This window comes from Craterilacuibacter sp. (assembly GCF_051659485.1).
Taxonomy (GTDB): Bacteria; Pseudomonadota; Gammaproteobacteria; order Burkholderiales; family Chromobacteriaceae; genus Craterilacuibacter.
Genome location: NZ_JBOFOO010000293.1, coordinates 1 through 13,018, shown reverse-complemented (window position 1 = coordinate 13,018; position 13,018 = coordinate 1). Strand labels below are relative to the sequence as shown.

Genomic DNA, 13,018 nt, shown 5'->3' with positions numbered 1-13,018 from the left:
TCACTATGTAGCGGTTGCTCCACGGCGAGAATTCCTCGCTGATCAGTGCTTTAAGCGAGTCGAAATCCTTGAAATGGATCTGGCGCTTGGCCTGTGGCGATGGGCGGGTAGCGGCGGCATCCTCCTCCTTGCGGGCGATCACCGACAACGGCTTGCCCTCAGCGGTAAAGCGCAGCAGCGTAGTGTCTCCGCTGTCGTCGAATACCGGCTGCAGCGCCATGCCGATGCAAATCTCGTCCTCATCAAGACCAACCAGGGTGGTGTTCAGGTGCACGCCTTCGGCCAGTTCCACCACCGCCAGCTTTTGCGGTGCCTCGTCGGCGAAGTCGGGCAGGGTGGGGATGCGGGCGACGGTGTAGGTCACAAGACACGCTTTGCCTGAAACCTCGCGCCAGTGCAATGCATCCGACAGGCAGTGCGGACAATGGCTGCGCGGAAAAAATACCCAGCCGGCGCAGGCGCTGCACTGTTGCAGTTTGACCTGGTACTGAGCTAGTGCATCCCAGTAGGGGCGCGAAATCTCGGTGATGGCTGGTTGCGGTTTATGGCTCATCTTCATTCCCCCATCAAAATCAGCGCGGTCTGCTCGCTCATCACGCCGCCGGTGCCGGAGACAAAGGCCTTGTCGCAGTGCGCAACCTGACGTTCGCCGCAGGTGCCGCGTATCTGCTCTACCGCCTCGATCAGCTGGCTCATGCCGCCGGCGGAGCCGGCCTGGCCGAAGCCCAGTTGGCCGCCGTGGGTGTTGAGCGGAAAGTCGCCCTTGTAGGTCAGGTCATGCTCGCGCACGAAGGCCATGCCTTCGCCTTTTTTGGCAAAGCCGGCGTCTTCCAGTGTCAGCAGCACGGTGATGGTGTAGCAGTCGTAGATTTCGGCGACATCGATGTCGGCCGGCGTGATGCCGGCCATGGCGAAGGCGCGCTTTGCCGCCGGGCCGATAGGCGTGTCCAGCATCTCGGGTGCGTAGCTTGGCGACTTGCTGATGATGTGTTCGCCAAAGCCCTTGATCCATGCCGGCCGATGGCGGCTGCGGGCGGCCAGCGCGGCATTGGTCACGATAAAGGCGGCGCCGCCGGCGACCGGCATCACGATTTCCAGCACATGCAGCGGGTCGGCTACCATCTTGCTGGCAAGTACATCTTCTATGCTCAAGGGCTTGCCGTAGAACATGGCTTTGGGGTTGGCGCAGGCATTGGTGCGCTGGTCGACGACGATTTTGGCCATCGCCGCCTCGTCGTAGCCGTAACGCGCCTTGTAGCGCTGGGCGATCATGGCGTAGCCGGTATTTTGTGCCATATGGCCGTAGGGCAGGTCGAATTCGGCCTCGGGGGCACCAAAGGCGGTGCTGTGCCCGCCATAACGCATGGCGCGCGCCATCATCATCGGGTCTTCATCCGGCCCTTGCGGTGCCATGCGCTGCGGAATCACGCACAGCACGGCCTGGCATAGCCCAAGTTCGATCGCTGCCGCCGCACGCCAGGCCATGGCTACCGCCGAGGCGCCGCCCAGATCGACCACCTCGCCAAAATTCAGCGGGATACCCAGATACTCGCCAACCATGGCCGGCACGAAGCTTGAGGCTTCGTGAAAATGCGGGCCGTTGACGCATAGCCCGTCGATGTCCTTCGCCTGTAGTCCGGCATCGGTCAGCGCTTGGCGCGCCAAATCGGCGACCTGCTCCAGATGGAACATGCGGGGGGCCGTCGTATATTTTTCCGGCTGGTATTGCGCCACGCCGACGATGGCGGCTTGTCCTTGCAGACCCATGCGCATCTCTCCTGTTGTTGTTTTCATCTTGTCCTGTGGCGCGCCTTGCGCCATCCCCCATGCGGACGAGGCCGGCTAATGCGTGGCCGTACCCATCAGCAGTTTGCGGCGCAGCAGCTTGCCCGAAGCATTGCGCGGCAAGGCATCCATGCGCAGATGGATGACGGCGGGCACTTTGTAGGCGGCCAGGCGTTGCAGGGCGAAGCCGCGTATTGCCTCGGCGTCAAAGCTTTTGCCCGGTTTCATCACCACCTGTGCTTCCAGCCGTTCGCCCAGACGGGCGTCGGGTACTGCGAAGGCGGCGGCTTCCAGCACGTCGGGGTGGGCAATCAGGCAGTTTTCCACCTCGGCCAGCGCAATCTTCTCGCCGCCACGGTTGATCACATCCTTATTGCGTCCGGTGAGGTAGACGAGGCCGGTCTCATCGATGCGGCCGATGTCGCCGCTGGCGAACCACGCGCCATCAAAAGCGCCGCGTTCAAGCCGGCCGTCCAGCCAGTAGCCATCCATCAGTACCGAGCCCGAGAGCTGGATTTCACCTTCCGCGCCAGCGGGCAGGACATGGCCTGCGGCATCGACCACGCGCAGGCGCACCACCGGCGAGGGCAGGCCCACCGCAGCAGGGTGCTCGGCAAACATCGTGCCGCTACTGACGCAGCCGATGCCGCTGCTTTCGGTCATGCCGTAGCCGCTACCCTGCATGAGCTGCGGCAGTTGGGCCGCGATAGCGCCGGACAGCGTGGCCGGCACACCGGCGCCGCCATAACCCAGACCAATCAGGCTGGATAGTTTCTCGGGCGAAAAGTCGGGGTGATTGATCAGGTCGACCTGCATCGCCGGCGAGCCGTTGAACTGGGTAATGGCCTCGCTTTCCATCAGGCGCAGCGCCTCGCCCGCGTCCCATTTTTTCAGCATAACGAGACAGCGCCCGCCGCGCAGCGCGGCAAAGAATTGCGCGATCAGGCCGCTGACGTGAAACAGCGGCACCGCCAGCAGGCTTTTCATCTGCCGCCCTTGGGCGCGGGCGATGATTTCCGGCTGCGCCATGGCGCCAACAGCGGCAAAAAAGTCGAGCGAGAACACCGCCTGCGCCAGCGCGCGCTGCGACAGTAGTGCCGCCTTGGCGCGCGCACCGGTGCCGGAGGTAAACAGGATGGCGGCCGTGTCTTGCGGTGCAATGTCTGGCCAGTGGTCCGGTGCGTGGCCTGCGAGCGCCGCCAGATCGGTATCGGCGGCGCCATCAATGCCGATCACGGTGATGCCATTAAGCTTGCCGTGTAGCCTTGCCAGACGGTCGGCGTCGGCAATCAGCAAGGCCGCGCCACAGTCCGCCAGTGCAGCGCAAAGTTCGTCGCCCTGCCACCAGCTATTGAGTGCGCAGGCGACACCGCCGGCCTTGATGATGGCGTGAAAGGCAATCAGCCATTGCGGACAGTTGCGCATGGCGATGGCGACGCGGGTGCCCGGCGTCAGGCCGCGCAACAGCAGGGCTGCCGCCACGCGCTCGACCTCGGCGTAATAGGCGTCAAAAGACAGGTGTTGATTCTGCCAGACGATAAAGTCCTGTGCGCCATGGCGGCGGCCCTGCTCCAGCGCCGCCGCGAGCGTGGCCGGTGCCTGGCTAAAGGCGGGCAGGCCATCTAGTTCGGTGATGGCAAACGGTGCGCCGGCGCCAGTGAGCGCCGCCATGTTCTGGTGCCAGACGGTCAGTGTGCTCATGTGCGGGCCTCCAGTGCGATCAGGCGGGTGTAAAGGGTGCGCTGAAAGAGGTGGTCGCCGTACTGCGCTTCGGCTACGCGGATGCGTTTGAGGTAAAGGCCGATATCCAGCTCGTCGGTGACGCCGATGCCGCCGTGCAGTTGCACCGCCTCGTTGGCGACCTTGAGCGCGACTTCGCCGACCTTGCCCTTGGCCAGTGCCGCCAATAGCGCCAGCTCGCCCTCGCCATCCAGCGCCGATAGCGCCGCCGCGACGGTGCTTTCAGCGAGCTCCAGTTCGGTAAATAACCGCGCCATGCGGTGCTGCAGAGCCTGAAAACTGCCGAGCCAAGCGCCGTATTGCTGGCGCTGCTTCAGGTAGGCCAGCGTGCTGTCGAATAGCTCGCGGCTGATGGCCTGCATTTCGGCGGCCAGACAGATGCGAGCGCGGTTAAGTACGGTCGCCAGCATCTGATCGGCACTGTCGCCGCGTGCCAGCAAGCCATCGGCCGAGACCTGCACCCGCTCGAATACGATGCGGGCAGCGTCGCGGCTATCGATCAGCGAAAGCGGGGTACGGGTGATGCCTGCACTCACGGCCGGCAGGATAAACAGGGCAGTTTCACCGGCGAGCGTCGCCGCGACCAGCAAGGTGTCGGCCAGTGTGCCGTCCATCACCAGCGACTTGCTGCCGTCAAGCACCCAGCCATCGCCGCTTGCGCACGCCGCAAGGCGGAGGCAGGAGGGATCGTGGCGCGTACCTTCGTCCAGCGCCAGTGCCGCGCGGACTGTGCCGCCAGCGATGCCCGGCAGCCAGTCGCGCTGTTGCGCGTCACTGGCGCATAGTGCCAGCAGGCCTGCACACAGGATATTGGACGACAGCAGCGGCGTGGCGGCCAGCGTGCGCCCGGCCTGGGCCTGAATCAGCGCGATGCCGGATAGCGGAAAAGCCAGCCCGCCCAGCTCTTCGGGCAGGGCGATGCCGCTCCAGCCCAGTTCGTCCATCTCGCGCCAGGCCTTGGCGTCATGCGTCAGGCCGGTGTCGCGTAGCGCACGGTTGTGGGCCAGAGGCAGCCGGCTGGCAAAAAAATCTGTTGCACTGTCTTGCAGCATGCGCTGCTCTTCGCCAAGGATCAGGGTCATGTCAGCCTCCGCTTGCCGCCAGGCCCAGCACGCGGCGGGCCAGGATATTGAGCTGGATCTCCGACGTGCCGCCGGCGATGGTGTAGGTGTAGGAATTAAGCCACTGTCGCGTCAGTTTGAGCAGGGTTTCGTCGAAAGCCTCACCCTCCCAGCCCAGCGCCTCGTTGCCGGCCAGTGCCATCAAGAGCTCGTGGCGTTCGCGGTTCTGTTCGCTATGCAGGTACTTAAAGCTGGCAACGAGGCCGGAAACATCCTGCCCGGCGCGGCCGGCTTCGTGCGCCCGCTGCAAGCTCAGCTTGTAGGCGTGTTCATCCATGGCGGCGCGCGCGACGCGTTCGGCCAGTAGCGGCCGGCAGGCTTCATCGGCCAGCGGCAATAGCTGGCGCGCCAGATCCAGAAAATCGATACCGGGGACATTGTTGTCGCCAAACTTGCTCATGGCGCGGCGCTCGTGGCCCAGCAGATCGCGCGCCAGTTGCCAGCCCTCGCCCTCGGCACCGACGCGGTTTTCGGCCGGCACGCGCACATTGTCGAAAAACACCTGACAAAAGTGCGACTTGCCGCTGATCAGGTCGATAGGCTTGACCGTCACCCCGGCCGAGGCCATATCGATCAGCAGCATGCTGATGCCGGCATGCTTGCCCGCTTGCGGGTCGGTGCGCACCAGCGCATACATCCAGTCGCTACGGTCGGCGTAGGAAGTCCAGATCTTGGAGCCGTTGACGACATAGCTGTCGCCATCGCGCTCGGCGCGGCAGCTGAGGCTGGCCAGATCCGAGCCGGCACCGGGCTCGGAGAAACCCTGGCACCATGCCACTTCGCCACGCGCCATGCCCGGCAGGTGGCGCGCTTTTTGTTCGGCGTTGCCGGAGGCGAGCAGCACCGGCCCTATCATCCACACACCGAGATTGATCATCGGAGCGCGGCAGCGCAGGCGCGACAGTTCTTCTTCCAGAATGCGGGTGTCAACGGCATCAAGCCCGCCGCCGCCATATTCGATGGGCCAGTCGGGGGCGAACCAGCCCTTGCCGCGCATGCGCTCGAACCACTGCTGCTGTTCTGGGGCATCAAAATGCACGCGGCTGCCGGCCCAGACGATGCCCCCTTCGGGCGGCGGGGTGCGCATGGCTGGCGGGCAGTTGGCTGCTAGCCATTGCTGTACCGACTGCCTGAATGTGCTGCTCTTAGTCACGGTTGCTCTCCTGTTGCCGGATCATGCTCAAGCTGGGATGCGAGCCATTATCCGGTGCGCCCCACGGCCTACATCATGCGAACAGACTATCACCGCTTTTCGAATAGAGCATTCGCTCTGTTTAGTCTTTTTGGACGATGTAGGACATGGTTCTGGCGTCCACATTGCAGCACAAGGAGCGAAGCCTGCCGCAGAACAGGGCGCTCTTTACAAGACCCGGACAATGGAGGCGAGGCAATCGCATGAAACAAAAAAACAGAAGCAAAACGGGATGGGTAGCCCTGCCCAGGGTACTGCCGCTATCGCTGGCGCTGATCGGCAGCCACGCGTACGCCGCGGAGGCGATCGAGTTCGACAATGGCGTCAAGCTCGATTATCAGGCGACCGTATCCTACGGCGTCGGCGTGCGGGTCAAGGATCCGTCGGACAAGCTGACTAATGGCCCTGACACTAACCGCAATCCATTGGCAACCAATCTGGACGACGGCAACCACAACTTCGGCAAAGGGGATCTGACTACCAATCGCCTGGGGCTGAATGCCGAGATGAACCTTAGCCGCGGGAATATGGGGCTGATGTTGCGTGGTACCGCGTTCTACGACGACGTCTATCACAAGAGCAATGCCAATAATTCGCCAAAAACCGTCAACAAATTCGGTGCCAAGGACCAGTTCACCGATGGCACAGAGTTCTACTCCGGCGGCCGCGCCAAGTTTCTGGATGCCTATGTCTACAACACCTGGGATGTGGGCGGCGACAAACGGCTGACCTTCAAGCTGGGCAATCAGGTGGTGGCCTGGGGCGAGAGCCTGTTCTACGGCAACGCCTCGGCTGCGCAAGTGCCGTTTGATGCGGTCAAGGGTCTGTCGCCCGGTACCGAAGTCAAGGAAATGCTGCTGCCGGTGCCGCAAGTATCCGGCCTGCTCGAGCTGGCCCCCAACTTCAGCCTGATGGGCTACTACCAGTTCCAGTGGAAGGGTACCGAACTGCCACCGGTGGGTTCCTATTTGTCGAACACCGACGTGCTGGGGCCTGGTGCCGAAGTACTCCGTCTTGCCTACGGCGATCTTGCTCAGCTGCCAACTGCGGCTTTTACTCGCTATGGCGAAAAGGAAAAGCCAAAGAACAACGGGCAGTTTGGTGTGGGTGCGCGCTGGGGTGTGACCGATGCTACCGAACTATCGGCTTATTACTTGCAGTACCACGACAAAAATCCGAATCTGCGGATGAACTGGACGCTATCTCCACAGTTCAGGCCTCAGGCACTCACTTACGATGAGATCTACTTCGAGGACATCAAGCTGGTTGGTGCCTCCTTGTCAACCCGCATCGGTGAGACGCAGGTGGGGGCCGAACTGACCTATCGCGATGGTGTGCCGATGCTGGTGAATACTGCGATTGGGCCGACGGCCGCCAAGGGTAAGGCGACGCAAGCCCAGGTTTCATTCATTCGCGTTCTGGGGGATATGCCTTGGGCTAGCGCAACCACCCTGATGGGGGAGTTAGTGTGGACGCACGGCATTAGTGTAGAGGCAACGTCCGGGGCACCTGCCTTAGCCAGTGCTCCAGTTCCAGCGCTTAGTGGCTTGGCCAAGCCCAGCGACCAGTTTGTGTGGAAAACCGCCACCGGCGAACGCGATAAAAACGCCTACGGCCTGACGCTGGGCATGGATCTGTCCTACCCCGGCATTATTGCGGGATGGGATCTGAAAGTACCGATCCGTGGTGTGTGGATTCAGGGCATGACGCCGATTTCGACGCTGGCGGATGCCGGTGGCAACTTCCAGTACTCGGTGGGCACCGAATGGAAGTACTTGGGCAACCTGGAGCTGGGGCTGACTTACGTCGGTTTTACCCGTCCGGATCCGGTCTATCGCAAGCTGGGTGACCGCGACTACGTCTCGGCCTACGCCAAGTACACCTTCTAAGCCCCATCACCCGATTTAGGAGTTCTGACGATGAAAATGAAAAAAATAGCAGCCGCGCTGCTGGCAAGCTCGGCACTGTTTGCCGCGCAGGGGGCTTCTGCCGCAGCGTCCGCAGCCGAAGTGGCCCGTCTGGGCAAGGATCTGACCTGTGTCGGCGCCGAAAAGGCCGGCAATGCCGATGGCTCGATTCCGGCTTTCTCCGGCAAATGGCTGGGGGCGCAGGCCAATCCGGGCTGGAAGATGAATGCCGGCGCGCATGCCGCCGACGTCTATGCCAATGAAAAGCCGCTGTTCGTGATTACCGCCGCCAATATGGCGCAGTACGCCGACAAGCTGAACGATGGCCAGAAGGCCTTGCTGAAAAAGTATCCAAACAGCTACAAGATGCCGATTTACGCCAGCCACCGTGATTTCCGCTACCCGGACTGGGTGTGTGATACCGCGCTGGATAATGCCAAGTTGGCCAAGGTGGTAGATGGCGGTATGGGGGTGGATGCCACCGCCGGCGCCATTCCGTTCCCGGTGCCCAAGACAGGGCAGGAGGCGCTGTGGAATATGTTGCAGCCGCACCGCCCGTACACGGTACAGACGGTGCGCGACAATGCGACGGTCACCTCGAACGGCATTATCTGGGGGCGCTTGCGCTCGACCGGCCTGACGCCGGGGCATGACCCTAAAGTGCGTGCCAAAACGACATCCGGCATCTATTCCTACTACATTACCGCACCGATGCTGCCCGAACGCGACAAGGGCGCGATCACCGCATCGCAAGAACCGTACAACTTCGCAACCACCGCACGTCTGGCCTGGCGTTATGACCCGGGTACCCGTCGTGTGCGCCAGGTGCCGGGCTTTGGTTTCGACCAGCCGGTCGGTGGTGTGGGTGGCGGTATGACCATTGATGAAGACCGCTTCTTCAATGGCTCGCCCGAGCGTTATGACTGGAAGCTGCTGGGCAAGAAGGAAATGTACATTCCGTACAATGCCTACCGTGTCGCCAACCCCAAGCTCAAGTACAAGGATCTGCTGACGCCCAACCATCCGAGCGCCGAACCGATGCGCTACGAGCTGCACCGCGTGTGGGCGGTGGAGGCCAAGCTCAAGCCGGGCATGCGCCACCTGTATCCGCGCCGCGTAATCTATCTGGATGAGGATAGCTGGCATGGTGTGTATGCCGACCAGTACGACGGCCAGAACAAGCTGTGGCGCGCCGGTATCGCGCATCACTACTACTCGCCGGACTTCAGTGGCCAGTTCAACTCGTCCACCTTCTACCACGACCTGAACTCGGGCGCCTACGTCGCTTATGGCATGAGCAACGAGCAGCCCAAGTCTGACGTGATCAACGCCGGCGGCCTCAAGCCCGAAGACTTTACCCCGGACGCCATCCGCCGCGCCGGCAAGTAAGCCGCACTAGCCGCAACCCGATGCCCAGGCATCGGGTTTTTTGCGTTTTTTATCTATGGAGGTCAGCAGGATGAACCGGATACTGGAACGTTTTTCGCTGCAATCCGAGATCGCCATCATCACCGGTGCCGGGCGCGGTATCGGCCGCGCCATTGCTTTGGCGTTTGCCGAAGCCGGCGCCGATGTGGTGTGTGTGGCCAGAAACCAGGCCGAAATCGACGATACGGCCAAGGCTGCGCGCGCTTTTGGCGTGCGGGCGCTGGCGCTCAGTTGCGATGTCAACGACGACGCGGCCTTGCAGCGCTTGGTGCAGGATGCGCGCGAAGCAATGGGTAAGCTCACCTTGCTGGTGAATAACGCCGGCGGCGCCGGCCCCAATCATGTGTTCAAGACTTCGGCCAAGGCGTTTGACGACGCGATGCATTTCAATGTCACGACCGCGTTTCGCCTGTCGGCACTGGTGGCGCCGCATATGCAGGCGGCGGGGCGCGGCGCCATCATCAATATCACCTCAGGCGCGGCGCGTTATGCGCAAAAAAACTTCACCGTCTATGGCGCGGCCAAGGCGGCACTGACCCAGCTCAACCGCCTGCTGGCGCAGGATCTGGCCCCGCTTGTCCGTGTCAATGCGATCGCCCCGGGGCCGATTTGCACCGAGGCGCTGGAGCGGTTCCTGAACGATAGCGCGCGCCAGAAGATGATAGACGCGACACCGCTGCAAAGTCTGGGCGAGGCCGAGGATATCGCCGCTGCGGCGCTGTTTCTGGCCAGCCCCGCCAGCCGCTGGATCACCGGCAAGGTGATCGAGGTCGATGGTGGCGCCGAGTCCACCGTCTGGCCGTTCTGATCTGACGCCGCCGATCGCACACGGCGGTTTTTCATCCGTACTTATGGTCCGTTTGCGGGATGGCGGCGCTCGGCGACAGCGTCACGATAGGGGCAAATTTCAATCAGGAGAGTGATATGAACGCTGCCCCCGCTTATCCCGCCGCCTGCGGCCTGCTCAAGGGCAAATCGGTACTGGTGACCGCAGCTGCCGGTGCCGGCATCGGCTTTGCCGCCGCGCGCCGTGCTGCCGAGGAAGGTTGCCGTGGGCTGATGATTTCCGATGTGCACGAAAAGCGCCTGCAGGACGCGGTCGAAACGCTGAAAAGCGAAACCGGCCTCGCTGCCGTTTACGGCATGTTGTGCGATGTCAGTCGTGAGGAGCAGGTACAGGCGCTGGTCGCGGCCGCCGAAGAGAAACTGGGTGGCGTCGATGTGCTGATCAATAACGCCGGCCTGGGTAGCAGTTGCCGCGTGGTGGATATGGAGGACAGCGAGTGGGACAAGGTGCTGGCTGTCACCCTGACCGGCACTTTTCGCATGACGCGCGCCATCTTGCGCGTGATGCAGCCCCGTGGGCGCGGCGTGATCATCAATAACGCCTCGGTGCTGGGCTGGCGCGCGCAGAAGGAGCAGGCGCACTATGCGGCGGCCAAGGCAGGCGTGATGGCGCTGACGCGCTGCTCGGCGCTGGAAGCGGCCGAATACGGCGTGCGCATCAATGCGGTGGCACCGTCGATTGCCATCCATGCTTTCCTGAAAAAATCGGCCTCGGAAGAACTGCTGGCAAGCCTTGCGTCGCAGGAGGCGTTCGGGCGCGCTGCCGAGCCGTGGGAAATCGCCAATGTGATGATGTTCCTCGCCAGCGACTATTCGACCTATATGACCGGCGAAGTGGTCTCGGTCAGCGCACAAAGGGCGTGACATGGCCAATATTGTTTTCGATTCCAGCGACGCACTACTGGCCGCCAGCGGCACCGATCTGGGCGTGACGGCCTGGACCGAGATCACCCAGACGCGTATCGACCTGTTTGCCGAGGCCACTGGCGATCATCAGTGGATACACGTCGACCCCGAACGGGCGAAGACGGGACCGTTTGGCGGCACCATCGCGCATGGCTATCTGACGCTGTCGCTGGCCAGCCTGTTCCTGCCGCAACTGATCGAGATCCGCAATATGAAGCTGGGGGTGAATGTGGGCTGCGACCGCGTGCGTTTTCCGGCGCCGGTGGCGGTGAACTCGCGCCTGCGCGGGCGCGGCGAGGTGCTGAAGGTGGAGGAAGCCGGTGGCGGCGTGCAGGCGACGGTGCGCATCACCATCGAGATTGAAGGCGCGGACAAACCGGCCTGCGTGGTTGACAAGATCAGCCGTTATTTTTTCTAGGGAGAAAATGGGGAATAGGGAATAGTCCCGCTCTCCACGCCCTAATCCACTATCCCTAGTCCCCAATCACTCCCCGAGGATATCGCTATGAACGAAGCCGTTATCGTTTCCACCGCCCGTACCGCGATCGGCAAGGCCTATCGCGGCGCATTCAACGATACCGAAGCGCCGGTACTGGGCGGCCACGTGATCCGCGCCGCAATCGAGCGCGCCGGTGTTGCGCCCGATGAAGTCGACGACGTCATCCTAGGCTGTGCCGCGCAGCAGGGCACGCAGGGCTACACCATCGGCCGCCTGTCCGGCTATGTGGCCGGCCTGCCGGATACGGTGCCGGGCATGGCGCTGGACCGCATGTGTGCGTCCGGGCTGATTGCGATTGCCAATGCCGCCAAGGACATCATGGTTGGCGAGCGCGATATTCTGGTTGCCGGCGGCCTCGAGTCGATCTCGCTGGTGCAGAACAAGTACAAGAACGCCCACCGTGCCCAGTCGCAGGCGGTGCTGGCCGCCTACCCGACGGCCTATATCCCGATGATAGAAACCGCAGAGCTGGTGGCGGCGCGCTACGGTATCAGCCGCACGGCGCAGGATGACTATGCGCTGGCAAGCCAGCAGCGCATCGCCGCGGCGCAGGAGCAAGGTCTGTTCGACGCCGAGATCGTGCCGATCACGGTTGAAAAGCAGTTGTTTGATAAGGAAGGCAATCCGACCGAAAAGCAAAGGGTGACGCTCGCGCGCGACGAGGGTGCGCGCGCGGACACCAGTGCCGCGAGCCTGGCGGCGCTCAAACCGGTATTCAAGGATGGGCGCTGGGTGGCGCAAGGTGAGTTCATCACCGCCGGCAACGCCTCGCAATTATCGGATGGCGCTTCCGCCTCGGTACTGATGTCGGCGGATCTTGCGCGCGAGCGCGGCCTGGCGCCGCTGGGTATCTACCGTGGCTTGGCGGTTGCCGGCTGCCGCGCCGACGAGATGGGTATCGGCCCGGTTGTCGCCATTCCCAAGCTGCTGGCGCGCCATAACCTCAAGGTGTCCGATATCGGGCTGTGGGAGATCAACGAGGCTTTTGCCTGTCAGGTGATCCACTGCCGCGACATGCTCGGCATTGCAGACACGCGCCTCAATGTCAACGGTGGGGCGATTGCCATCGGTCACCCGTTCGGGATGTCGGGCGCACGTCTGGTCGGCACCGCACTGTTGGAGGCGCGTCGCCGTGGCGAGCGTTTCGTGGTGGTGTCCATGTGCATAGGCGGCGGCATGGGGGCAGCGGCGCTGTTCGAGGTCGGCGCCTGAGTGTCGGGAAGGGGAATCCTGTTAAAGCCCGCACAGACGCCGCTTTGCGGCGTTTTTGCATGGGGGTGTCGAGTGTTTTACCCTGTTTGGACGATGTTGGTGCACAGCGCTTGGCTAATGATCAGCGTACAAAGAGAACAAAGGATACACGCCATGCAGCAAAACAATGACGGGAGACAGCCATGCGCACATTAATGGGTCTGGCCGTGTCCGCCGTGGTGGCCGCCGCTTCGGTCTATGCCTTTTCGCCGCGCCCCATGCCCGAGCAGGCAGCAACGATGGTGCGCGTCGATCGCATGCGTTTCACTGATATGGCGCAACTAGGTAGCCGGCTGCTTGCCGTAGGCGAGCGCGGTGCCATTTTTGCCAGTGCCGATGGCGG

12 protein-coding genes are annotated in these 13,018 nt (G+C 62.7%); 7 read left to right on the top strand and 5 right to left on the bottom strand.

Annotated elements, in window-relative coordinates; all coding sequences use genetic code 11:
* From ACRC1E_RS10265 to ACRC1E_RS10245, 5 genes are all read right to left on the bottom strand, one after another.
* Positions 1-553 (bottom strand): Zn-ribbon domain-containing OB-fold protein (locus tag ACRC1E_RS10265; RefSeq protein WP_438515000.1); only part of this gene is annotated, 553 nt, incomplete at its 3' end.
* Positions 554-555: 2 nt separating this feature from the next.
* Entirely contained in the window at positions 556-1,767 is a 1,212-nt protein-coding gene (locus ACRC1E_RS10260) for a thiolase family protein (RefSeq protein WP_438514999.1), read from the bottom strand.
* Between the two features lie 75 nt (positions 1,768-1,842).
* The gene (locus ACRC1E_RS10255) at positions 1,843-3,486 is read right to left on the bottom strand and encodes a class I adenylate-forming enzyme family protein (protein ID WP_438514998.1); all 1,644 of its coding nucleotides are present in this window, start codon (positions 3,484-3,486) and stop codon (positions 1,843-1,845) included.
* Positions 3,483-4,607, bottom strand: coding sequence for an acyl-CoA dehydrogenase family protein (locus ACRC1E_RS10250; protein WP_438514997.1), 1,125 nt, complete (start codon positions 4,605-4,607; stop codon positions 3,483-3,485). The genes ACRC1E_RS10255 and ACRC1E_RS10250 overlap by 4 nt, the downstream gene beginning before the upstream one ends.
* A 1-nt stretch (position 4,608) precedes the next feature.
* On the bottom strand, positions 4,609-5,799 hold the full coding sequence (locus ACRC1E_RS10245; protein WP_438514996.1) for an acyl-CoA dehydrogenase family protein: 1,191 nt from the start codon (positions 5,797-5,799) through the stop codon (positions 4,609-4,611).
* 242 nt (positions 5,800-6,041) lie between these two features.
* On the opposite strand from ACRC1E_RS10245, the gene ACRC1E_RS10240 reads away from it, so the two are divergent.
* The 7 genes from ACRC1E_RS10240 to ACRC1E_RS10210 form a co-directional block, all read left to right on the top strand.
* Positions 6,042-7,727, top strand: coding sequence for a DUF1302 domain-containing protein (locus ACRC1E_RS10240; protein ID WP_438514995.1), 1,686 nt, complete (start codon positions 6,042-6,044; stop codon positions 7,725-7,727).
* A 30-nt stretch (positions 7,728-7,757) separates the two neighbouring features.
* A complete protein-coding gene (locus ACRC1E_RS10235; RefSeq protein ID WP_438514994.1) occupies positions 7,758-9,134 on the top strand; it encodes a DUF1329 domain-containing protein in 1,377 nt (458 codons plus the stop codon).
* A gap of 70 nt (positions 9,135-9,204) precedes the next feature.
* Complete coding sequence (locus ACRC1E_RS10230; RefSeq protein ID WP_438514993.1) at positions 9,205-9,981, top strand: glucose 1-dehydrogenase; 777 nt, start codon at positions 9,205-9,207, stop codon at positions 9,979-9,981.
* A 116-nt stretch (positions 9,982-10,097) separates the two neighbouring features.
* On the top strand, positions 10,098-10,883 hold the full coding sequence (locus ACRC1E_RS10225; RefSeq protein ID WP_438514992.1) for an SDR family oxidoreductase: 786 nt from the start codon (positions 10,098-10,100) through the stop codon (positions 10,881-10,883).
* A 1-nt stretch (position 10,884) separates the two neighbouring features.
* Complete coding sequence (locus ACRC1E_RS10220; protein ID WP_438514991.1) at positions 10,885-11,343, top strand: MaoC family dehydratase; 459 nt, start codon at positions 10,885-10,887, stop codon at positions 11,341-11,343.
* 87 nt (positions 11,344-11,430) lie between these two features.
* Positions 11,431-12,636: an acetyl-CoA C-acyltransferase gene (locus ACRC1E_RS10215; RefSeq protein WP_438514990.1), complete on the top strand. Its 1,206-nt coding sequence runs from the start codon at positions 11,431-11,433 to the stop codon at positions 12,634-12,636.
* A 182-nt stretch (positions 12,637-12,818) separates the two neighbouring features.
* Positions 12,819-13,018, top strand: a 200-nt coding sequence (locus ACRC1E_RS10210; protein WP_438514989.1) for a hypothetical protein, incomplete at its 3' end; no start/stop codon positions are given.